The organism is Streptomyces sp. JW3 (assembly GCF_052216785.1).
Classification (GTDB): domain Bacteria; phylum Actinomycetota; class Actinomycetes; order Streptomycetales; family Streptomycetaceae; genus Streptomyces.
Genome location: NZ_JBQOUX010000002.1, coordinates 1 through 21,994 on the forward strand (window position 1 = coordinate 1; position 21,994 = coordinate 21,994).

Consider the following 21,994-nt stretch of genomic DNA (forward strand, 5'->3'; position numbering starts at 1 on the left):
ACTTCGGCCCGCCCGATCAACGGGTGCCGGTGCCGGTGCCGGTGCCGCCGCCCGTGCCCTGCCGGCGCGGCGCTCCGCCACCGGAGCGCCCGGCGGCCGGGGAGCGGCGGCGGCCGCGCCGCGCGGAACCCGAACCGCCGGCCGACTGCGCACGGCGCGGCCGTTCCGGGGCGGGGGCCGGCGCGGGGATGACGACCGGGATGCCGGAGGGGGCCTGCGCGCCGGTGATCCGGCTCAGCTCCTCCTCGCCCGGCCGGACCCGGGTGACCTGCGGGACGATCCCGGCGGCCGACACCAGCCGGGTCATCTCCCGGCGCTGACCGGGCGTGACCAGGGTGATCACGCTGCCGGACTCGCCCGCACGGGCGGTACGGCCGCCGCGGTGCAGGTAGTCCTTGTGGTCGGCGGGCGGATCGACGTTGACGACCAGGTCGAGATTGTCGACGTGGATGCCGCGGGCCGCGACGTTGGTCGCGATCAGCGCGGTCACCTGGCCGCTCTTGAACTGGGCGAGGGTGCGGGTGCGCTGCGGCTGGGACTTGCCGCCGTGCAGGGCCGCCGCCCGGACGCCGCTCTTGAGCAGGTGCTTGGTGAGCCGGTCCACCGCGTGCTTGGTGTCCAGGAACATGATCACCGAGCCGTCGCGGGCCGCGATCTCGGTGGCCGTGCGCTGCTTGTCGTCGTCGTTCACGTGGAGCAGGTGGTGCTCCATGGTGGTGACGGCGCCCTGGGACGGGTCGACGGAGTGCACCACCGGGTCGGTCAGGTAGCGGCGCACCAGCAGGTCGACGTTGCGGTCCAGGGTGGCGGAGAACAGCAGCCGCTGCCCGTCCGGGCGTACCTGGTCGAGCAGGGCGGTGACCTGGGGCAGGAAGCCCATGTCGGTCATCTGGTCGGCCTCGTCCAGGACGGTGACGGCCACGTCGTCCAGCCGGCAGTCGCCGCGGTCGATGAGGTCCTTGAGCCGGCCCGGCGTCGCGACGACGATCTCGGCGCCGGAGCGCAGCGCCCCGGCCTGCCGGCCGATGGACATGCCGCCGACCACGGTGGCCAGCCGCAGCCCGACCGAGCGGGCGAACGGCGTCAGCGCGTCGGTGACCTGCTGGGCCAGTTCCCGGGTGGGGACCAGGACGAGGGCCAGCGGGCGCTTCGTCTCGGCGCGCAGCCCCTGGGTGCGGGCGACCACCGCGAGCCCGAAGGCCAGGGTCTTGCCCGAGCCGGTCCGGCCGCGGCCGAGGACGTCCCGGCCGGCCAGCGAGTTCGGCAGGGTCGCCGCCTGGATGGGGAACGGGACGCTCATGCCCTCGGCGGTGAGGGTGGCCAGCACCCGCGGCGGCAGTTCGAGTTCGGCGAACGAGTCGACGGCGGGCAGCGCGGGCGTGATCGTCTTCGGCAGGGCGAACTCGCCGCCCTGGGCCGCGGCCGGGCGGCGGCCGCCGCCCTGGGAGGACTGCGGACGGCGCCGGGGACCGCCGCCGGAGCGGCGGGCGGAACCGCCGGAGCCACCGGAGCGGTCGTACGGGCGATCGGCACGTGCACGGTTCATACGGGAACCTTCCTTGACGCGGCGCGTGTCAAGGAATTCCCGCAGCGGTGAAACGGCGCAGAGAATCGCGAGAACGAGCCGGAATGACGGGGCGGGGAGGCAGGGTGAATTCCGGTGGAATTCACGTCTGTTCTTCTCCGGAATGCAATGAGCTGGGGCCCGCACCCCACGGTGCGGGCCCCAGCTGTGAAGTACGCGTCAGCTGACTGACGGCGTCGTCAGTTGGAGGGAACGATGTTCTCCGCCGTCGGGCCCTTCTGGCCCTGGGCGATGTCGAACGTCACCTTCTGACCTTCCAGGAGCTCACGGAAGCCCTGGGCGTTGATGTTGGAGTAGTGGGCGAAGACGTCGGGGCCGCCGCCGTCCTGCTCGATGAAGCCGAAGCCCTTTTCGGCGTTGAACCACTTCACGGTACCGGAAGCCATAAGAATCTCCTTAGGAGGACGGTGCACGAAGCACACCCTGTGTGTACTTCGGTCGCCGCGATGATCACCCCGTCGGAAAGACTGGCAACCAACTGCAACTGACGTCGACACTAGCACGGTGCGTTCGGCGAGTGGAGTGGGGATTTCCGCACGTGGGCGCGGTTCGGCGGGCCGCGCGCGGCGTTTTCGGGAATATTCCCCGGAGGTCGCGAAAATTTCTTACCTCGCCACCACAGATATTGCTCCGCTCGCGATGCAGGCTCTCCGGACCGGGGCCGGGACACCGCGGCCCCGTACCGCTGTGACCTCCCACGACGCCCGCGCGCCCCGGGCCGCCGGGGAAACAACCGAGCGCGTCCGGGAACCACCGCGGGGCTGCCGTGGAGCCACCGGAGAGACAAACGCCACAGACACCCACCTGGGTGACGGGTGGCGCACAGGGACCTCTCAGCGTCCCGGGACAGAGTGTGCGTATGCCTGCCGCGCATGGAGTCCCCGAAGCCCGACCGGGCACGGTCCGGGTGCTGATCGTCGACGACGAGCCCGAGCTGACCGAACTGCTCGCCTGGGCCGTCACCGAGGCCGGCTGGCGGCCGTTCCTGGCCCACGACGGCCGCGGCGCGCTCACCCTGGCCCGCGGCTGCGCCCCGCACGCCGTCGTCCTCGACTGGATGCTGCCCGACCTCGACGGCCTCCAGGTACTGCGCCGGCTGCGCTACGAGGACGCCCGGCTGCCGGTGCTGATGCTGACCGCCCGGGACGCGCTGGAACACCGTATCGACGGGCTGTCGGCGGGCGCGGACGACTACGTGACCAAGCCGTTCTCACTCCAGGAGGTCATGCTGCGGCTGCGCGGGCTGCTGCGCCGGGCCGGCGCCGAGCGGGAGACGGCGGCCGACGGGTCCGTCCTGACCCTGGGCGACCTGGTGGTGGCCGAGCGGACCCGGCAGGTGCAGCGCGGCGGGGAGCCGATCGCGCTCACCGCCAAGGAGTTCGACCTGCTGGCCTTCCTGATCCGGCACCCGCGCCAGGTGCTCAGCAAGGCCCAGCTGCTCGCCGGGGTGTGGAGCAGCGCCTCCGACAGTTTCGACAGCGAGGGCAACCTGGTCGAGGTCTACATCTACGGGCTGCGCGCGAAGATCGACAAGGGCCGGGCGCCGATGATCCACACGGTGCGCGGCGTCGGCTATGTGCTGCGGGCCGCGGACGACGGCACATGAGGTCCCCGCGGGTCCAGGTCCGGGTCCGGGTGCGGGGTCTGTCGCTGCGGACCCGGCTGGTGCTGTTCCTCTCCGTCCTGCTGTGCGCGGTGTGCGCGGCGATGGGGATCACCACGATCCTGGTGCAGCGCGCCCATCTGCTGGCCGACCTGGACCAGCGGGTCCAGGACGCCGTGGCGCGCGGCCAGGGCGGCGCCCGGCACCGCGCCGGCGGCGCCACCGACCTGAGCTTCCTCGGCGAACAGGGGCAGAGCGCCGGCACCGTCGCCGCCCGGCTGGCCGACGCGGCCGGCGGCTCGGTGACCGCCGCCGAGGTGGTGACCGAGGACGGCGGCCGCGAGGCGCTCACCGCCGCGCAGCGCGCCGCGCTGGCCGGGCTCAGCGCGGACGGCGCCCTGCACACCCGTACCGTGCCCGGTCTCGGCACCTACCGGGTGACCGCGGTGGCCGGCGCGGGCGCGCCGGTGCTGGCCGGGCTGCCGATGGAGCACGTCCAGGACGCCGTGCACCGGATGGCGGTCACCGAGGCGGTGATCGCCGGCGCCGGTCTGCTGGTCGCGGGCTGCGGCTGCGCGGTGGTCGTCCGCCGTGAGCTGCGCCCGCTGGGCCGGGTGGCCGCGACCGCCGCCGAGGTGGCCGGCGCCCCGCTGGAGTGCCCGGAGGGCGTCCGGCTCACCCGGCTCCCGGCCCGGGACACCGACCCGCGCACCGAGGCCGGGCAGGTGGGCGCCGCGCTCAACCACCTCATCGACCGCGTCGAGTCCGCGCTGGCCGGGCGGCGGCGCGGCGAGGAGCGGATGCGGCGCAGCGAGGAACGGATGCGCCGGTTCCTCGCCGACGCCGGCCATGAACTGCGTACCCCGCTCGCCTCGATCGCCGGGTACGCCGAGCTGATGGACCGGGGCGCGGCGGACCTCGAACCGGGGCTGGCCTGGCGCCGGGTGCTGGCCCAGTCGGCGCGGATGACCGGCCTGGTGGAGGACCTGCTGCTGCTCGCCCGGCTGGACGAGGGCCGCCCGCTGGAGGCGACGGAGGTCGACCTCGCCACGCTGGTCGCGGAGGCGGTGTGGGACGCGCGGGCGGCGGGCGCGGAGCACGAGTGGCGCCTCGCGCTGCGGGTGGCCGAGGCGGCCACGGTGACCGGCGACCCCGCCCGGCTCACCCAGGTCGTCGCCAACCTGCTGGCCAACGCCCGTGCGCACACCCCGCCCGGCACCCGGGTCGACGTCACCGTCGAGAGCACGCCCGGCAGCCGGCTGATCCGGGTCCGGGACGACGGTCCCGGCATCCCGCCCGCGCTGCTGCCCGCCGTCTTCGAACGCTTCACCCGGGCCGACACCTCCCGCTCCCGCAAGCCGGGCGAGGGCGGCGGCAGCGGGCTGGGGCTGGCCATCGCCGCCGCGATCACCCGGGCGCACGGCGGCCGGGTCACCGTCGAGAGCGCGCCGGGGCGTACGGAGTTCACGGTGGAGCTGCCGGGTGCGACCCCGTCAGGTGCGCCGCTGTCCCGGGCCGGTGCGTCCCGCGGGGGCCCGTGAAACCCGTCGACGCCGGCCGGCCCCGGACTCTCAGCACCTTCACAGGTACGGGCATCCGGGCAGGTAGGCGCCCTGTCGTGAGTCGGCCAACCGCGCCGGAGGGTCGCCGTGGACGGCTTTTCTCAGCTCACCCTCAGCTGGGCGCACCAAGGTTGCCGCCAGGCGGCCGGCCGTCAGTGGCGGGCCGGGACGAGAGGAGCAAGCGACGATGACCGAGCTCGACGGCGGAAACAGCACGGTGCGGGAAACGGCGCCGGAGACGGGCCGACGGGCCCACGCGGACCGCCGCAGCTTCATGCGCAAGGTCTTCTTCGCGTCCGGCGCCACGGCGGTGGCCACGATGGGCGGCGTGGGCGCATGGTCGGCGCTGGCCGACGACACCACCACGGCCGACGCCTCGGCCTCGGCCTCGCCCTCCGCGGCGCCCAGCGGCGACCCCGGCGCGGGCGCGGGCGGCCCCGGCAACCAGACCATCACCGAGGACTTCTTCGGCCTGACCACCGACGGCAAGCGGATCGACGACCTGTACTCGATCCACTCCACCAAGGTCGACACGGCCCCCGTCATCGCCGCCGCCGAAGCCTTCCTGGCGGGCCTCACCGACGACCAGAAGACGGCGACGCAGTTCACGGTCCACTCCACCGAGTGGCGGCTGTGGAGCAACGTCGACGGCTACTCGCGCCAGGGCGTCTCCCTCGCCGACCTCACCGACGCGCAGAAGACCCTGGGCACCGCTCTGATGAAGGCGGCGCTGAGCGCCGACGGCCTGGAGACGACGGAGAAGATCCGCCAGATCAACCAGGCGGCCGGCGAGGCGATCAGCAGCACCGACCGCTTCAACGAGGACGCCTACTACTGGACCGTCCTCGGCACCCCCTCCGCCACCGAGCCCTGGGGCTTCCAGTTCGACGGCCACCACCTGGTCATCAACTACTTCGTGCTCGGCGACCAGGTCGTCATGAGCCCCTGCTTCTGGGGCTCGGAGCCGACCGAGATGGACATCGACGGCACGACCGTCAAGGTCTGCCAGGAGGAGGTCGCGGCCAGCCTCGCCTTCATCAACTCCCTCACCGCCGCCCAGCAGAAGACCGCCATCGCCTCCGACACCAAGTCCGCCGAGTCGATGAAGGCGGGCGCCTTCTCCGACAACGCGGTCCAGGCGTACGAGGGCCTGCGCGCCGACACCCTGAACGGTGCCCAGCGCAAGAAGCTCCTCGGCATCGCCGAGGCCTTCGTGAACCGCGCCAAGGCCGACGCCGCCAAGGTCCGGATGGCCGAGATCAGCGACCACCTCGCCGACACCTACGTCACCTGGGCGGGCGGCATCGCCGACGACTCGGCGTTCTACGTCCGGGTGCAGAGCCCGGTGGTCTGGATCGAGGTCGACTGCCAGGCCCCCGGCCCGCTGGCCGGCGCCTACGACTCGACGGCGGGTACCCCCACCCAGAAGCACGTCCACTCCATCATCCGCACCCCCAACGGCAACGACTACGGCCGGGAACTGCTGCGCCAGCACTACCTGACGTCGCCGCACCACCGCTGAGGGATGCCGGTGGCGGTCTACGGCTGTCCGTAGGCCGCCACCATCAGGGCGTAGGCCACCTCGTTCATGCCCTCGCCCTTCGCGTCGGTGGAGTTGACGCTGTAGACGAGGGTGCGGGAGCCGTCGCGGGTCGAGGCGACGGCCGCGTTGTAGCCCCAGCGGCCGCCGGTCTTGCCCCAGACCTCCCGGCCGCCGAGCTTCTTCATCGACAGACCGGCGGAGTACGCCGCCGGATCGCCGCTCCCGTGGTCCGGCACGTCGGGCAGGGTGAACATCTCCGCCAGGAGTGGGCCGCGCACGATCCGCCCCCGGAACAGGGCCTCGGTGAAGTGTTCGAGGTCGGCGGTGGTGGAGATGAGGTCCCCGGCCGCCCAGGCGTCCGTCGCACCCCACACGGACACGTCGCGCAGCCCGGTGGTGCCGTCGTCCAGGGTCATCGTCTGGTAGCCGTGGTTGTGCGGGCCGGTGATGCGCGGGTCGGCGCCGGGGAAGTACGTGTCGTCCAGGCCCAGCGGGTCCAGTATCCGGCGGGTGACCTGGTCCGCGTAGGAGTCGCCGGTGACGCGCTCGATCAGCAGGCCGGTGATGGTGTAGCCGATGTTGAGGTAGTGCTGCTCGGTGCCCGGGGCGAACTCGCGCGGCTTCGCGGTCGCCGAACGGACCAGTTCTTCGGGTGTGTGGCGCAGGAAGCGGTTCGCGTACGCCTCCTCGACCGTGTCGCCGGGCAGGTCGGGGGCCGGGATGCCGTGCGTGTGGTTCAGCAACTGCCGTACGGTCACGCCCGCGTACCCGGCCGGGATCAGGTCCGGGAGGTAGGAGCGGGCGGTGCGGTCCAGGTCGAGGCGGTGCTCCGCGGCGAGCTGGAGCGCGACGGCGGCGGTGAAGACCTTGGTGACCGAACCGGCGCGGAAGCGGCCGGCCGGGTCGGCCGGGCGGCCGCTCACCAGGTCGTGCACGCCGGCGCTGCCCCGCCAGGTGCCGTCGGTGCCGCCGACCCGGACCAGCGCGGCGGTGGTGTCCGCCGTCGGCAGTCCGGCCAGGGCGTCGGCCAGGGTGTCGGCCAGGGCGGCCGGTACGGCCGGGCCGAGCGCGGGTGCGGCCGTGGCGGGCTGGGCCGGGGCGGGCCGGGCGGTGGCCGGGGCGGCCGTCACGCCGAGCAGCAGCGCGGTGGCGAGCAGGGCGGCGCGGGTGGTGTTCCGCATGGGTCAACTCCAGGGACGCGGGCCGTCGTTCGAACGGACACCACCCTGCTGAACAGCCGCTCCCGGCGGATCGCCCGCGCGAGGGAGCGTGCCTCGCCCGGACGGGGGATCACCCGCACCGCCCGCACCGTCCGCACCGTCGGCACCGTCCGCACTGCCCGCACCGTCCGCACTGCCCGCACCGCCCGCGTCACCCGCCGTCCCCGGCCGTCACCAGGCCCGTCTCGTACGCGCGGATCACCGCCTGGACGCGGTCGCGCAGGCCGAGCTTGGCGAGCACGTTGCCGACGTGGGTCTTGACCGTGTGGTCGCTGATCACCAGTTCCGCCGCGATCTCCGCGTTGGACAGGCCGCGCGCCAGGAGCAGCAGCGTCTCGCGTTCGCGCTCGGTCAGCAGTCCCAGGCGGGGATCGGCCGGGCGGGGCCGGGTGGCCGGCCGGGTGTACTGCTCGACCAGGCGGCGGGCGACGGACGGCGCGAGCAGCGCGTCGCCCCGAGCCACCACACGGACCGCGTGCGTGAGGTCGTCCCGGCGGACGTCCTTCAGCAGGAAGCCGCTCGCGCCGGCGTGCAGCGCGTCGTACACGTACCGGTCGGAGTCGAACGTCGTCAGCATCACCGTGCGGCAGGCGCCGCCGATCGCGCCGATCGCGCGGCACGCCTCGATGCCGTCGACGCGTGGCATGCGGATGTCGAGCAGCGCCACGTCGGGCCGGTGCCGGCGGACCGCCTCGACCGCCTCGGCGCCGTCCCCCGCCTCCGCGACCACCTCGATGTCCGGCTGGACGTCGAGGATCATCGCGAAGCCGCTGCGCACCAGTTCCTGGTCGTCGGCGACGACGACCCGGATCGGCGGTGTCGTCGTCACCGGGGCACCTCCACGGGCAGCGGCAGCAGGACGTCGACCGCGAAGCCGCGGCCGTCCGGGCCCGGTCCGGCGGTGGCCGTGCCGCCGTGGGCCGCCGCCCGCTCCCGGATGCCGGTCAGCCCGTGCCCGGTGGTGGGGGCGGCCGGGCGGGCGCCGCGTCCGTCGTCGGTCACCCGGACCCGGACCTCGGTCGGCCCGTAGCCGATCCGTACCGTCGCCTCGCGGGCGCCCGCGTGCCGGACGGTGTTGGTCAGCGCCTCCTGGACGATCCGGAAGACGGTGGTGCCGGTGGCCGCCGGCAACGGGCGGGGGTCTCCGGCCGTCTCGTACCGCACGCGCGGGCCGCCGGCCCGGACCCGGTCCAGGAGGGCGGGCAGGTCGTCGACGCCGGGCTGCGGGGCGCGCGGATCGTCACCCGGCTCGTCACCCGGATCGCCCGTCGGCTCCTCCTGGTTCCGCAACACGCCCAGCAGGTGGCGGAGTTGGGTCATGGCGTCCCGTCCGGTGGCGGCGATGGCCTCGAACGCGGCCTCCGCCTTCTCCGGAGCCGTCCGCACGGCCACCGGCCCGGCCTCCGCCTGCACCAGCATCAGGCTCACCGCGTGGGAGAGGATGTCGTGCGTCTCGCGGGCGATGCGGGCCCGTTCGCGCGCGGCGGCCCGCTCGGCCTCGACCAGGGTCGCCCGGCGGCGGGCGTCGGTCAGCCGCCCGAAGGCGTAGGCGGCCACGAACACGATGAGGGAAAAGCCCAGTTCGCGCGCCGAGCGAGTGTTGAACCACACCCCCACCGGCACCGCGACCAGCACCAGCACCCCGGTGGCCAGCCGTTTGACCGGCGTGGACAGCGCGGCGACGGTGTACACGGCGACCAGCCCGGCGTACGGCAGCGGCTGCCCGGGGCCGTCCACCGTCAGCCCGTACCCAGCGGTGGCCGCCAGGACCGCGAGCAGGACGGCGACGGGCGCCCGCTGCCGCCACACCAGCGGCAGCACGCCGAGCGAACTCACCCCGTACGCCGTCCAGGTCGCCGGTTCCAGTTCCGGGGCGCGCGGGATCACGAACGGCATCGTCATCGCGGCCTGCACCAGCAGGGCGACGCCCGCGTCGGACAGCGGTCTTCTCACCTGAGCCCCCCTGGACCGGAACCGACCGGAACCGCGGGTCCACACGGTAACCGACCCCGGGGGGAGGGGAGTCAGCGGCCGAAGAGCCGGCGGCTGCGGCCCAGGTCCAGGAAGACCGTCTCGCCGGTGGAGTCGTCCAGGCCGTCGTTGTCGGTGACGGCGTAGACGCGGCCGTTGCCGGCCACGGTCAGGCCCTCCAGCTTCTCCTGGGTCCAGCCGTTCGTCGCCCGCAGGTCGGGCAGGACGTCGTGGGCGAGGGTCTTGGTGAGGACCGGGAGGGTGCCGGAGGCGGCGGCGGTCTTCGGGAGCGGGACGGTGTAGATCCGCTTGATCTTCGCCGCCGGTCCGTTGAGTTTGTCGCGCTCGATGACGGCGAGCTTGTCGCCGACGACGGTGATCTCGGACAGTCCGATCCAGTCGCCGTCCGTGGTGGTGGCGGAGAGCCGGTAGCCGTACCAGCTCCAGGTGCCGGCCGTCACGTCGTAGCGGCCCAGGCGGACGGTGCCGGACGGGTCGGTCGCCACCTCGCGCTGCAGGGCGGTCCACAGGATCTCGTGGCCGCGCGCGTCGGTGGTGGCGGTGACGCCCTCGAAGCCCTGCGAGCCGAGTCCGGCGGCGATCTCGGAGGGAAGGGCGACGGTCTGCCGGGTGACCCCGTCGCGGTCCAGGCGGACCAGCTGGTTGCCGGTGCCGGTCTTGCCCTCGACGGCCAGCCAGAAGCCGCCCTGGGGACGGGCGTACACGCCCTCGGCGTCGTAGCCGGTGGCCTTGCCGTCGGCGTCCTTGACGGTCAGCGCGCGCTTGATGACGGCGCCCTGCTTGCCGTGGGTGTCGATGGTGAGGATGCGGGTGTCGGCGTAGGCGGCGTCCGTCACCGCGTACACCTCGTCGTCCCGGCCCGGCACGGCGGACAGGCCGCTGAGCGCGCCCCAGCCGATGGGGGTGGTTCCGGCCGAGGAGAGGGTGGGGGCGGTGTTCGCGGCCGTGTCCTTGCCCAGGCGGAAGAGGCTGACGGAGGCGCGCACGCCGGCCTCCGCGTCGTCCACCTCGCTGGAGACGGCGAGCAGGCCCCGGGACGGGATGGGCAGCAGCCCCTCGGGCCCGTTGGTGGTCTCCAGGATCTGCTTGAAGACCGGCTTGGTGGGCTCGCTGAGGTCGTACACGGCGACGAAGTTGGACCGCTCGGAGCCGACGAAGGCGTACCGGACGCCGTCGTAGGTGGCGACCGCGAGGCCCTCCGGCTCGGTGCCCTTGTTCTCGGAGCGGTCCTCGTTGAGCAGGCCGTAGCGGGCGGCGAGGTGCTCGTAGCTGTTGCCGGCGTCCCAGACCACCTTCCCGGTGCGGCTGTCGAAGACGGTCCAGCCGCGGGTGCCGCCCTTCCAGTCGCCCTCGTTGGCGGTGGCGAGGTAGCGGTCGTCGATCCAGCCGACGGCGTCCGGCTCGCGCGGCACGTCGGTGATCGAGCCGGTCTGGTCGATGACGCCGTCCTCGACGGTGTCGATGCCGGTGACGGTCGCCGTGCCGGCGCTGAACGCCTTGGTGATCCGGCCGGAGGCGAGGTCGATGGTGACGATGCCGTTGTTCTCCTGGAGCGTCACGACGAGTTGGCCGCGGCTGTTGACGGAGACGTACTCGGGCTCGGGGTCGGTGGGTTCGGTGATACCGGCGGCGGTGAGGGCGGGCAGCGCCGACCCGTCGGCGTTGGTCAGCGCGACCTTGCGCAGGCCCCATGCGGTGGGGTCGGTCCCCTTGAGGTCGACGATCTGCACGAACCCGGCGGGCGCCTGCGGCAGGTCGCCCTCCGCGCCGCCGGCCGGGGTGGCCTCCTCGTCGCGCTCGTTCTCGATGGCGATGGCGGCGTACCGCTTGTCCTTGCTCAGCGCGATCGAGTCGGGCTGCCCGCCGAGGTCGTGGGAGGCCACGCGCTCGCGGGTGCGCAGCGAGATGACGTCCAGGCGGCCGGACGGCTCGGTGTAACTGGCGCTGGTGTTGACGACGACCAGTACGTACTGGCCGACCACCGTGACCGAGGTCGGCTCGTCCTCCGCGTCGCCCAGCTCGGTGAGGGAGAGGGTGCCCAGGCCCTTGGGCTTGGCCGGGTCGCTGATGTCCAGGAAGCCGATCCGCTTGGCGGCGGCGTCGGTGTAGACCTGGGTGCGGCCGTCCTCGCTGACCGCCGATATCTCGGCGACGGTCTCGGTGGCCGGGTCCTCACCGGCCGGACGGTTCTGGAACACCGGGTAGGTGGCGGTGCGCGCGAAGGCGGCGGTGCTGCGCTGCCGCGAGCTGTGTTCCGCGCCCTCGCCGGTCCCCGCGTAGGCGGTGCCCGCCAGGGCGCCGGCGGTCACGGCCAGCGTGGCGAGCGCGGCACAGGTTCTCTTCGGGAGCATCGGTCCTCCGGTACGGGTGGGTACGTCCACTGCGGCCGGATCGTCCCACCCCGGGGCCGGGTCCGGTGGACGGGACGGTGAACGGACGGCGAAGATCACGTACCTCGCCGGTCACTACAGTGCTGTAGAAACTTCCTGCTGGAACGCGTGACGGAGACAAGGCGGCAGGATGCCCGAGCCCGAGCAGTACACCCCCATGACCGCACTGGCCCGGCGGTGCGGTGCCGTCGTCGAGGCGCGGTGGTTCGCCGCCACCGTCTTCGCGCTGATCCTCGCCAACGCGGCGCTGCTGGGTGTGGAGACGTACTCCGGGCTGGTCGCGCAGTGGCGGCCCTGGTTATGGCTGGCCGAGCACGTGTGCCTGGCGGCGTTCAGCGCGGAGATCCTGCTGAGGCTGGGCGCGCACGCCGACCGGCCCCGGGACTTCTTCAAGGACCCGTGGAACCTCTTCGACCTCGCCGTCGTGGTCTGCGCCTTCCTGCCGGTGGTCCGGGAGAACACCACCGTGCTGCGGCTGCTGCGGCTGGCCCGGGTGCTGCGCACCGCGCGCTTCCTGCCCCAGCTGCGGGTCGTCCTGGTCGCGGTGGCCCGCAGCCTGCCCGGCACGCTGAGCTTTCTGCTGGTGGGGGCGTTGCTGCTGTACGTGTACGCGATGGTCGGCTGGGTCTTCTTCGGCCGGCACGACCCCGGGCACTACGGCTCCATCGGCCGCGCCGTGCTCACCCTGTTCCTGCTGATGACCCTGGACGGCATCGGCGACGCGGTCCACGCCGGCCTGGACATCTCCCGCTGGAGCCTCCTGTACTACGCCTCGTACGTGCTGCTCGCCTCGTTCGTGCTGGTCAATGTGTTGATCGGGGTGGTCATCACGTCGTTGGAGGAGGCGCGGGAGATGGATCGCCGGGAGGCCCCTCCCGGGCCGGAACGGGAACGGCGGCGGGTGCTGCTGGCGCGGGTGGCGGAGACGCGGCGGGCGTTGGGGGAGCTGGAGGAGGAGTTGGGGGAGGAGTTGGGGAGGGAGGGGGCCGGTCAGTCGGTCTCTTCGGCTTCGCGCTGAGGCGGGTCGGCGGGAGGGTCTTCCGCGCGCACGAAGGTGCCCTTGACCGGAACGGTGATCAGCAGTCCCTGGTCCCGTAGCTCGCGGATGGCTCGACGCACGGTGTTGACGGCCACGCCGTACTGTTCGGCGAGGTCGCGCTCGGCTGGGAGGCGAGCGCCCGCCGGGAGTCGTCCTGACCGGATCTGTCCGGCGATGTGATGCACGACCTGCACGTACACGTAGACGTGGCTCGCCGGGTCGGGTGTCCAGTCGTGTTCGTCAGCCATATCTGCACGCTAAGGCGGCACGCCGCAGCAGGCCACGAACGGGTGCAACCATGAGCTTCCTATTGCTACCTAATGCGTCCTGTAGCAAAGTAGGCGCAGAACGCCCCGGCGGCCTGGCAGGGCCCCGGGGCACGGCCAACGCTTGATACAGGAGCGTCGACATGCATGACCTTATCCGTCGCCTCGCCCGAAGGCTGGGCCTTCTCCTCGGTCCGGGCACCGGCATTCACCGGGCGGGCGGCCCCCGCCACCGCCGTATCCCGCCCGCCACCGCCCCCGACTGCCTCAACCTCCCCCACTCCCCGTACTGCCGCCACGTCCCCCTCGACGGTGCCGAAACGCGCCTCGTCCGTCCCTACGTGCTGGAGGCGGCCGCATGACCGGACCCGTCGAACTGCGCCTCCTGCCCTGGCTGTCCGCCGAAGGCAAACCCTGCTTCCTCGACCCCGGCGACGACGGCGGGATCGTCTCGCGGCTCGCCGACGAGACAGAGGCCCGGCAACTCGCCGTGGGAGCGGAGGTGCTCGGCGCCGCGAGCAAGGTGCTGGGCGATCCGCTGACCCCGAACGCCGAGGTGCGGTACGCCGCGATCCGGCTGTGCGAGTGTCTGGCCGACGTACTGCGGGTGGCGGAGTCGCGGGGGCGGCGGCTGCCGGTTGCCTGCGAGCCGCGCGGCGCGTGAGGGCCCGCTCAGGAGGAGAGGAGCGGCAGCAAGCTGTTGAGGATCTCCAACGCCGGTTGGGCCACCCCCGCCGTGCCGGTGAGGAGTGTGCGCAGGGACTCCAGTCGGGATCGGGCGGCGGCGTGGTCGGGTTCCGGGGCGGCCAGGCTGTCGCCGGCCTGGGTGATGGTGCGGGCCGCCTGCTCGCGGTCCGCGTCCGGCAGGTCGGAGGCCAGCACCGCGTGCAGGAGGCGGGTGAGGTGCTCCTGGTGGGGGACGGTGGCGTGGGTGTTCTGGAAGTCCCGGACGACCGTGTCGACCGGGCGGTTGATGAACGTGGTCTGGCCGTGGAACGTGAACTGGTCGGCCACGGAGCCTCCTTCGTGTCGGATGAACAGCACGTTGTGACCGTGCAGTTCGTACTGCCGGGCATGGTCCCGGTCCTGGTCCTGGTCCTGGTCCTGGTCCTGGTCCGGCAGTGGACGCAGCGCGGCGAGGATGCGTTCCTCGGCGGCCCGCACCCGGTCGAACGCCTGGTGGGCGGGGTCGGCCGGGGTGCCGGTCAGCGCGCGCACGCTCGCCACCGCGTCCTGGGCGGCGGCGTCCGGGTCGGGGTCGTGGCGGTGGCTGAAGTCGTCCCGTCGCCGCCACATGCGCGGTCCGTCGGGGCGGGGCGCGTTCGGGCCGACGGCCTCGCTGATCGCGCCGAACAGGCGGCGGAAGTAGGCCGGTGTCGCCTCCGCGAGGGGGAAGACCAGCCGGTCGCGGGGCTCGGTCGCGCGGAACAGCGCCAGGCACGGCAACCGGTCGGGCGGAATGTCCAGCTCCCGGGCGATGTCGTGACTGCGGTGCCGGTCGTACGGCTGCCAGGCCAGCCAGCGCATCGCGGAGAACACCCGGAACAGCGGGGGGTCGAGCGTCTGCCGCCAGTAGCGGCGCACGGTGGACCACTTCGCCGGCCGCTCCAGCACCATGATGCCCAGCGTCGGACCGGTCAGGGCGTTGAGTTCGTCGAAGTGGGTGCGGATGTAGGTCGCGATGCCGGTGTCCGCCTCCGTGTAGAGCAGTACGCCCCACAGGCGCGGGGTGGCGGGGCCGTACGGCTCGGCCGCGGCGGCCTGCAGCATGGCGAACATGTGCTCGGGGGTGGGGGCGCCGACCATCAGGTGGTCCACGCTGCTCTCCTCCTCGAACACGTCGGCGCGTTCCCATGAGAGGAAGAACTGGAGGGTGTCCCCGTCGGCGAGCCCGAGTTCGGCCACGGTGACCTCCTCCCGCAGCGCCAGCCCCCGCTCGTCGAGCAGCCGGATGCCCGTCAGCACTCGCTCGTCGCCCGACAGCCGCAGATCCTCCCAGCGGATCCGCTCGCCGTCCGGTCGCCGGGCGTACGGCCAGGAGAGCCGCTCGCCGCCCGGCAGCAGCACACCGTCCGTGCCCGACAGGAGACCGGACCAGGGATGCGTGCGCTCGGCCCGGAGCCGCTCCAGCACCGGGCCCGCCACCGCGGGCGACAGCCAGGACAGCCCGGCCGCGTACATCGCGGGGACCACCGCGTCGAGGAGGTCCGCCGCCGTCATGCCGGGCTCGGCGGGTACGTCCACGCCCTCCCGGAAGTACGCGTCGTCCACGGCGTACCAGCGGCGCTCCAGCCCGGCGCCGTGCGGCGGCGGCTCCCGGCGGCCGGGCCGGGGCCAACCGTCGTCCTCGCCCAGCAGGTTCAGCACCCTGCTGTCGAAGTCCTCCCGGACCGCCGGTACCACGCGTACCCGCATGAACTCCCCCTACGTGAACCGCTGTCGGTCTCTCCGCTCACGTAAGACGCCGGGGCCACCGGCCCGGTTTCGGTTCAGTGCCGGGGAGCCGGGGACGCGGGTGCGTCGCTGCCCGCGAGGTAGCGCTCCAGTGTCTCGCGGCGCTCGGCGAGCTGCCGCTCCTGGTCGGCGAGCTGGTCGCGGACCCGCTCCACCCGGGACCGCAGGAGGCCGCAGTCGCTCTGCGGTCCGGCGTCCGTCGTGCACGGCAGGATGTCGCGGATGATCTCGGAGGACAGGCCGGCGCGGTACAGGTCCTGGATGAAGGCGACCTGCTGGACGGCCCGTTCGTCGTAGTCCCGGTAGCCGTTGCCGAGCCGGCGCGCGGGCAGCAGGCCCTGTTCCTCGTAGTAGCGCAGGGAGCGGGTGCTGACCCCGGTGACCCGGGCGAGTTCGCTGATCCGCATGTCGTCTCCTGCGCGCTTCCGTGTGGCTTGACATTGACGTCAATGTCAAAGTTTACCGTCCGGGACATGGAGATCACTGGACTGCCCCTGCCCGCCACCGCCCTGGTCACCGGTGCCGCCACCGGCATCGGTGCGGCGATCGCCGACCGGCTGGCCCGGCACGGCTTGGACCTCGTGCTCGTCGCCCGGGACGCCGTACGGCTGGAGAGCGCGGCGCGGCGGCTGCGTGCCGAGCACGGCGTCGAGGTGCTGGTCGTGCCGTTGGACCTGGCGCTGCCGGACGCGCCGGCCCGGCTGTCCGGGGCGCTGGCGGAGGCGGGGCGGACGGTCGACGTGCTGGTGAACAACGCCGGCGCGGCGGCGGTCGGCGCGGTCGCCGACGCGGACCCCGCCCGGACCGGTGAGCTGATCGATGTGAACGCCCGTGCGGTGGCGGCGCTCACCGCGCTGTTCCTGCCCGCGATGGTGGACCGGGGCCGGGGTGCGATCGTCAACGTCGCGAGCACCGCCGCCTACTCCCCGGCTCCCTACAACGCGGCCTACGGGGCGTCGAAGGCGTTCGTGCTCTCCTTCACCCAGGCGGTCTGGGAGGAGACCCGGGACACCGGTGTCCGGGTGGTCGCGGTCAGTCCGGGGCCCGTGCGGACGCCGATGAATCCCCGCGCCGGCCGGGGCAAGCGCCGGCCCGAGCAGGTGGCGGACACCGTGCTGGCGGCGCTGCGGTCGCGGCGGCCGGCCCTGGTCGACGGGCGGGTGAACACGGTCCAGGCGTTCGTGTTCAGCCGGCTGCTGCCGGTGCGGGCGGCGACTCGGGTGGCGGGCGCGTTCTTCCGCAAGAGCGCCTCGCGCGCCGCGTCGGCCGCCCCGGGCGAGCGCGCGGGGTCGGCGTAGCGCGGGCCCGGGAGCGCGGTCGTTAACGTCCCCGCCGCAGTACCGGCCGCTCGATGAACCAGTAGGACAGCAGCGCCAGCACGCCGGTCAGCAGGGCCGTCGTCGCCAGCCGGCCCTCCTTCAGGCCGAGGGAGGCGAGGAGGCGGACCACCGGGTAGTGCCAGAGGTAGAGGCCGTAGCTGAGGTTGCGGCCGGTCCAGGCGAGCGGGGTCAGGGAGAGCAGGCGGGACAGGCGGCTGCCGGGGTGCAGTTCCAGGTGGGCGACGAGGGTGGCGGAGACGGCGGCCACCGCGAGGAACCCGGCGGTGTACCAGAGGGCGGTCCAGGGACCGGCGTCCTGGGTGACCGGGACCCGCCAGCCCACCAGCAGCAGCAGGGCGAGGGCGGGCCAGCACAGCCGGGCCGTCCAGGTGCGCAGCAGGGCCAGCCGGGGGTCGTCGGCGCGCAGCCGGGCCAGTACCACCGCCACCAGGGCGCCGGCCAGCAGCTGGTCGGCGCGGGTGTCGGTGCCGTTGTAGATGCGGTGCGCGGCGTCGGGCGCCCACAGGACGCAGCGCCACAGGACCGGCAGCGCGCACAGGGCGGCCGTGCACAGCAGGACGGTGCGGGCGCGCAGCCGGTGCAGCAGGGCGAGCAGGATCAGCGGCCACAGGAGGTAGAACTGCTCCTCCACACCAAGTGACCAGGTGTGCGCGAGGGGGCCGGTCAGGTCGGAGTACGGTCCCGGCTGCGCGGCGCGTACCAGGTTGACGACGAACGTCGCCGCCAGGCCCGCCGCCCGCCAGGCGCCGTCGAAGGCCCACAGGGAGGTGGCCGCGCCGAGGACGGCGCAGACCGCGCACAGGACCAGCAGCGCGGGGACCAGGCGGCGCCAGCGGCGGCGGTAGAAGGACAGCAGGGCGATCCGGCCGGTGCGGACGTACTCGGCGAGCAGCAGCCGGGTGATGACGAAGCCGCTGATGGTGAAGAACAGGTCCACGGCGACCGAACCGCCCGGCATGAGGCCCGGCTCCACGTGGTACACGAGGACCAGCGCCACGGCGACGGTACGCAGTCCGTCCAGTCCGTCGACGCGGCCGCACCGGGCGAGCGCCGAGGGGAAGCCCCGGCGGGCACCCCGGGGGCCGGTGGGGCTCCGGGGCGCCGCCGGGGCGCTCGGGTCCGCGGTCGTCGAGTCCGGTCCCTCGGCCATGAAGGAGAACGCTTCCCATCTGCCGGCTGAATGAGCGGTGACCGGGGGCGCCTGCCCGGGAAGCGGAACCGTATTCCTCCGCTCGCTCAGACGCCGACGCCGAAGCCGGCCGCGATGCCCGCCAGACCGGGGGCGCAGCCTTGCCCGACCTACGTCACCAGCCCGTGCCGGTAGGCGTACACCACCGCCTGGACGCGGTCGCGCAGGCCGAGTTTGGTGAGGATGCGGGAGACGAACGTCTTGACCGTCTCCCGGCTGATCAGCAGGGCGGCGGCGATCTCGGTGTTGGACCGGCCGTCCGCGATCAGGCGCAGGACCTCCAGTTCCCGGGGGGTGAGGGGGAGGTCCCCGGCGGGGCCGGCGTCGGTGGGGCGGATGCGGGCGGCGTACTTGCCGACCAGTTGGCGGGTGACGTCGGGGTCGAGCAGGGCGGCGCCGGAGGCGACGGTGCGGATGCCGAGCAGCAGGCGGTCCGGCGGCGCGTCCTTGAGGAGGAAGCCGCTGGCGCCGGCCCGCAGTGCCTCGTAGACGTACTCGTCGAGGTTGAAGGTGGTGACGACGAGGACCTTGACGGGGTGCGGGACGCCCGCGCCGGCCAGCAGCCGGGTGGCCTCGATGCCGTCCAGGCCGGGCATCCGGATGTCCATCACCACGACGTCCGGGTCCAGTTCGGCGCACAGGTCGACGGCGGTCCGTCCGTCGCCGCACTCGCCGGCCACCTCCATGTCGGGCTGGGCGTCGATGATCGTCACCAGGCCCGTCCGGATCAGCAGCTGGTCGTCGCAGACCAGGACCCGGGTGGGCGCCGCGCTCATGACGGGCTCCCGGAGGGGATGCGGGCCCGGACCGAGAAACCGCCGCCGGTGCGCTCGCCCGCGCTGAACTCGCCGCCCAGCACGTCGACCCGCTCGCGCAGCCCGGCCAGCCCGCGTCCGCTGCCGCCGGGCGACGCCGACCGGGAACCGGCCGCGTCCGTGCTGACCTCCACGGTGATCTCCTGCTCGCCGTGACGCACCGCGACCGAGGTGCGGATGCCGTGGGCGTACTTGAGGGCGTTGGTGAGGGCTTCCTGCACCACCCGGTAGGCCACCAGGTGGGCGCTGCCGGCCGACTCCGGGGCGGTGCCCTCCTCGGTGAACTCCACCGGCTGACCCGCCCGCCGGGTCTGTTCGACCAGGTCACCGAGGGTGCCGACGTGCGGGGCGCGGGCCTCGGCCGGGCGGCGGCCGTGGTCGGGGTTGAGCAGGTCGAGCAGGTGCCGCAGATCGCTGATGGCCTGCCGGCCGGTGTCCGAGACGGCGGTCAGGGTCTGGTCGAGGCGGTCGGGCGCGGCAGTCAGATAGCGGGCCGCCTCGGCCTGCACCACCATCGCCGTCACATGGTGGGTGACCACGTCGTGCAACTCGCGGGCGATCCGGGTGCGTTCGGCGGTGCGGGTCTCGTCGGCGATCCGGCGGCGCCGCTCGACCTCCGCGAGGCGCGCGGTGCGCAGCCACGATCCCATGGCCCACACCAGGGACGTCACCACGTAGAAGGTCACGTATCCGCTCACCGACTCGCCCGGACCGAGCCGGGCGAGGGCGACGGCCAGTGCCGCGTACGCCACGGACAGGGTGAGGACGGTGGCCCGTCGGTGGCGGTCCACCTGGGAGCCGGCCGCCAGCAGCGCGAAGGCCAGGGCGGTGCCGGCCAGCGAGTGGTAGCCGAGCAGTTGGTCGAGGGCGAAGCCCGCGACGACCAGGGCCGTACCGGCCAGCGGCCACCGCCGGAACAGGGTCAGCGGCAGGCTCTCCAGGGCGATGACCGCGACCGCCAGCGCGTCGTAGGGGCGGTCCGCGACGCCGCCGAGCCGGGTGCCGTGGCTCTGCATGGAGGGCAGCAGCGCGGTGGCCAGCAGCAGCGGGCCGAGGGGGAGGAACCAGGCCGACATGTCGAGCCGGCGCCAGCCGCCGCGCCGGACGAGGGCTGCGCGCAGGGCGGTCACCGAGGTCACCGGGCGAGCTTAGCGAGAGCGGCCTGCCGGTCGGCGTGGCGGCGGGGGACGAGGTGGCCGCGGTTGCGGGCCAGCGACAGGAACACGATCGTCACGATCACGCCGAACAGCACCGAGTAGACGCTGCCCTCCGGGCCGAAGTCGCCGCCGGTGAGCGCGACCGGGCCGTGGGTGGTGGAGTCCAGCAGGCCCTGCTGGGTGTCGTTGCCGGAGACCTCGGTGCTGAACAGGCCGGAGGCGGCGAAGTTCCAGCCGAAGTGCACGCCGATCGGCACCCACAGCCGGCGGGTGGCGACATAGGCGGCGCCGAGCATGCCGCCGGCCTCGACCGCGATGGCGACGGCGCCCCACAGGCTGGCGTCCGGGTTGAGCAGGTGCATGCCGCCGAACACCAGCGCGGTCAGGAGCAGCGCGATCCAGGTGCCGGTGAGCTTCTCGACGTAGCGGAACAGCACGCCCCGGTAGAGCAGTTCCTCGGTGACGGCGGCAGCGGCCATGAAGCCGAGCAGGCCGGCCGCGCCGGACGGCGACGCCAGTCCGTCGACCTCGTAGTAGTCGGCGACGAAGAGGTTCGCGATGACGGCCGAGAACATCGCGGCGCCGATCAGCACGCCCCGGCCGAGCGCGGCCGGCGCGCCCTCCCGGCCCACCTCGGTGGACGGGCGGTGCTCGGTGCGCCGGACCACCCAGCCGTAGAGCAGGACGGCGAGGACGGCGGAGAGGCCGCCGATGACCAGCTGGAGCCACGGATTGCCGTCCACCGCGGCGGTGGCCTGGCCGCCGATCATGGAGATGACCACGACGGCCAGCAGCTGCCATATGAATCGCATGGGGAAAACCTTCAGGTCTGGGTGGTGGTCGGTCAGCGGGCGGCGTGGGCGGTGACGTCCCGGATGGCCTGGACGGCCAGGTCGGGGCGGTCCACGTGGAGGTAGTGGCCGGTGCCCGGGGCGGTGCGCAGCGTGGCCCGGGGGGACAGCGCGCGCCACTGCCGCTGGCCGGCGGTCCACATCTCCTCCAGGGCGGGCCCGTACTCGGGGACCTCGGCGTACTGCGACTCGTGCTTCAGGATCCGTACCGGGATGCGGCCGGCCGAGCGGACCCGGGTGTCGGCGATGACGAGCCGCTCGGGGTTCTGGCCCTGGTTGGCCGCGAGGGTCTGGTCGCGCAGGTCGGCCGCCATGCCGGTGGCCGACGGGGGGATCGCCTTGTTCAGGCCCGCGTTCAGGGCGGGGATGGTGGCGTCCAGCAGCACCAGGCCCTTGATCCGGTCCCGGTGGGCGGGGGCGTAGCGGGCGGCGAGGTAGCCGCCGAGCGAGTGGCCGGCCAGGACGACGGGGCGGTGGCCGGCCAGACGGTCCAGGACGCCGGTGAGGATCCGGCCGCTGTCGTTGACGGTCTGGAGGCCGGCCGGCTGGTCGCTGGCGCCCTCGCCGAGCCGGTCGTAGGAGCAGACCCGGGACTTCGCGCTCAGCGTCTTCTGGAGGCCGGCCATGGTGTCCAGGCCGTCGCCGCCGCCGGCCATCAGCAGCACGAGCGGGCCGCGCGCCCGGGCGTCACCCGAGCAGGAGACGTTGACCGAGTACGACCCGACCCGGATCTTCCCGGTCCCCGCGGCCCCCGGGCCGTGGGTGGCCGAGGCGGGGCCCGTCGCGGCGACGAGCGCGGCCCCGGTCACTGCGGAACAGAGGGCGGCGACGGCGGCCGACCTGGTCCTGCGCTTCACTTCTGCCTCCCGGACGCGGTGTGTTCCATGGCCCTGCGGCCACGAACAGAACGCTAGGGAAGGGGAGAGGGGAAAGCGTCACCCCCAGGTGCGCACCTCGGTGTGGCTCACCTGGGGGACAAGCGGCCGGT

General features: G+C 73.6%; 20 protein-coding genes. 6 read left to right on the forward strand and 14 right to left on the reverse strand.

The features are described 5' to 3' along the window. Positions 1 to 16: 16 nt before the first annotated feature. Together ACTT8P_RS01335 and ACTT8P_RS01340 are read right to left on the reverse strand one after the other, a co-directional pair. Positions 17 to 1,546 carry a DEAD/DEAH box helicase gene (locus ACTT8P_RS01335; protein ID WP_442829609.1) on the reverse strand — a complete coding sequence of 510 codons (1,530 nt, stop codon included), beginning with the start codon at positions 1,544 to 1,546 and terminating at the stop codon, positions 17 to 19. A 218-nt stretch (positions 1,547 to 1,764) separates the two neighbouring features. Further along, the gene (locus ACTT8P_RS01340) at positions 1,765 to 1,971 is read right to left on the reverse strand and encodes a cold-shock protein (RefSeq protein WP_361158498.1); all 207 of its coding nucleotides are present in this window, start codon (positions 1,969 to 1,971) and stop codon (positions 1,765 to 1,767) included. Between the two features lie 473 nt (positions 1,972 to 2,444). On the opposite strand from ACTT8P_RS01340, the gene ACTT8P_RS01345 reads away from it, so the two are divergent. The 3 genes from ACTT8P_RS01345 (at position 2,445) to ACTT8P_RS01355 (ending at position 6,272) form a co-directional block, all read left to right on the forward strand. Then, positions 2,445 to 3,191, forward strand: coding sequence for a response regulator transcription factor (locus ACTT8P_RS01345; protein ID WP_442829610.1), 747 nt, complete (start codon positions 2,445 to 2,447; stop codon positions 3,189 to 3,191). Beyond that, a complete protein-coding gene (locus ACTT8P_RS01350) occupies positions 3,188 to 4,729 on the forward strand; it encodes a sensor histidine kinase (protein WP_442829611.1) in 1,542 nt (513 codons plus the stop codon). The genes ACTT8P_RS01345 and ACTT8P_RS01350 overlap by 4 nt, the downstream gene beginning before the upstream one ends. A 208-nt stretch (positions 4,730 to 4,937) precedes the next feature. Next, positions 4,938 to 6,272 carry a DUF3500 domain-containing protein gene (locus ACTT8P_RS01355; RefSeq protein WP_442829612.1) on the forward strand — a complete coding sequence of 445 codons (1,335 nt, stop codon included), beginning with the start codon at positions 4,938 to 4,940 and terminating at the stop codon, positions 6,270 to 6,272. Positions 6,273 to 6,289: 17 nt separating this feature from the next. Here the strand turns inward: ACTT8P_RS01355 and ACTT8P_RS01360 are convergent, their stop codons facing one another. From ACTT8P_RS01360 to ACTT8P_RS01375, 4 genes are all read right to left on the reverse strand, one after another. Then, positions 6,290 to 7,474, reverse strand: a complete 1,185-nt coding sequence (locus ACTT8P_RS01360; RefSeq protein ID WP_442829613.1) for a serine hydrolase domain-containing protein — start codon at positions 7,472 to 7,474, stop codon at positions 6,290 to 6,292. A gap of 190 nt (positions 7,475 to 7,664) precedes the next feature. After that, entirely contained in the window at positions 7,665 to 8,342 is a 678-nt protein-coding gene (locus ACTT8P_RS01365) for a response regulator (protein WP_442829614.1), read from the reverse strand. Beyond that, entirely contained in the window at positions 8,339 to 9,466 is a 1,128-nt protein-coding gene (locus ACTT8P_RS01370) for a sensor histidine kinase (RefSeq protein ID WP_442829615.1), read from the reverse strand. The genes ACTT8P_RS01365 and ACTT8P_RS01370 overlap by 4 nt, the downstream gene beginning before the upstream one ends. A 71-nt stretch (positions 9,467 to 9,537) precedes the next feature. Continuing rightward, a complete protein-coding gene (locus ACTT8P_RS01375; RefSeq protein ID WP_442829616.1) occupies positions 9,538 to 11,856 on the reverse strand; it encodes an esterase-like activity of phytase family protein in 2,319 nt (772 codons plus the stop codon). Between the two features lie 169 nt (positions 11,857 to 12,025). Here ACTT8P_RS01375 and ACTT8P_RS01380 point away from each other — a divergent pair, with 169 nt between their 5' ends. Next, positions 12,026 to 12,913, forward strand: coding sequence for an ion transporter (locus tag ACTT8P_RS01380; protein WP_442829617.1), 888 nt, complete (start codon positions 12,026 to 12,028; stop codon positions 12,911 to 12,913). Here the strand turns inward: ACTT8P_RS01380 and ACTT8P_RS01385 are convergent. Next, complete coding sequence (locus ACTT8P_RS01385; RefSeq protein WP_442829618.1) at positions 12,886 to 13,182, reverse strand: winged helix-turn-helix domain-containing protein; 297 nt, start codon at positions 13,180 to 13,182, stop codon at positions 12,886 to 12,888. The genes ACTT8P_RS01380 and ACTT8P_RS01385 overlap by 28 nt on opposite strands. Before the next feature lie 376 nt (positions 13,183 to 13,558). Here ACTT8P_RS01385 and ACTT8P_RS01390 point away from each other — a divergent pair, with 376 nt between their 5' ends. Next, positions 13,559 to 13,864, forward strand: coding sequence for a hypothetical protein (locus tag ACTT8P_RS01390; protein ID WP_442829619.1), 306 nt, complete (start codon positions 13,559 to 13,561; stop codon positions 13,862 to 13,864). 8 nt (positions 13,865 to 13,872) lie between these two features. On the opposite strand, the gene ACTT8P_RS01395 is transcribed toward ACTT8P_RS01390, so the two are convergent. Both ACTT8P_RS01395 and ACTT8P_RS01400 read right to left on the reverse strand, forming a co-directional pair. Next, the gene (locus ACTT8P_RS01395; RefSeq protein WP_442829620.1) at positions 13,873 to 15,615 is read right to left on the reverse strand and encodes a hypothetical protein; all 1,743 of its coding nucleotides are present in this window, start codon (positions 15,613 to 15,615) and stop codon (positions 13,873 to 13,875) included. Between the two features lie 74 nt (positions 15,616 to 15,689). Next, a complete protein-coding gene (locus ACTT8P_RS01400; protein WP_442829621.1) occupies positions 15,690 to 16,061 on the reverse strand; it encodes a MerR family transcriptional regulator in 372 nt (123 codons plus the stop codon). A 66-nt stretch (positions 16,062 to 16,127) separates the two neighbouring features. On the opposite strand from ACTT8P_RS01400, the gene ACTT8P_RS01405 reads away from it, so the two are divergent. Then, positions 16,128 to 16,952: an SDR family NAD(P)-dependent oxidoreductase gene (locus ACTT8P_RS01405; protein ID WP_442829622.1), complete on the forward strand. Its 825-nt coding sequence runs from the start codon at positions 16,128 to 16,130 to the stop codon at positions 16,950 to 16,952. A 22-nt stretch (positions 16,953 to 16,974) separates the two neighbouring features. On the opposite strand, the gene ACTT8P_RS01410 is transcribed toward ACTT8P_RS01405, so the two are convergent. From ACTT8P_RS01410 to ACTT8P_RS01430, 5 genes are all read right to left on the reverse strand, one after another. Next, the gene (locus tag ACTT8P_RS01410) at positions 16,975 to 18,144 is read right to left on the reverse strand and encodes an acyltransferase family protein (RefSeq protein ID WP_442829623.1); all 1,170 of its coding nucleotides are present in this window, start codon (positions 18,142 to 18,144) and stop codon (positions 16,975 to 16,977) included. Between the two features lie 149 nt (positions 18,145 to 18,293). Beyond that, positions 18,294 to 18,959: a response regulator gene (locus ACTT8P_RS01415; RefSeq protein ID WP_442829624.1), complete on the reverse strand. Its 666-nt coding sequence runs from the start codon at positions 18,957 to 18,959 to the stop codon at positions 18,294 to 18,296. Continuing rightward, complete coding sequence (locus ACTT8P_RS01420; protein WP_442829769.1) at positions 18,956 to 20,074, reverse strand: sensor histidine kinase; 1,119 nt, start codon at positions 20,072 to 20,074, stop codon at positions 18,956 to 18,958. The genes ACTT8P_RS01415 and ACTT8P_RS01420 overlap by 4 nt, the downstream gene beginning before the upstream one ends. Positions 20,075 to 20,133: 59 nt before the next feature. After that, positions 20,134 to 20,967, reverse strand: a complete 834-nt coding sequence (locus tag ACTT8P_RS01425; RefSeq protein ID WP_442829625.1) for a CPBP family intramembrane glutamic endopeptidase — start codon at positions 20,965 to 20,967, stop codon at positions 20,134 to 20,136. Positions 20,968 to 20,999: 32 nt separating this feature from the next. After that, the gene (locus ACTT8P_RS01430; RefSeq protein WP_442829626.1) at positions 21,000 to 21,863 is read right to left on the reverse strand and encodes an alpha/beta fold hydrolase; all 864 of its coding nucleotides are present in this window, start codon (positions 21,861 to 21,863) and stop codon (positions 21,000 to 21,002) included. Between the last annotated feature and the right edge of the window lie 131 nt (positions 21,864 to 21,994).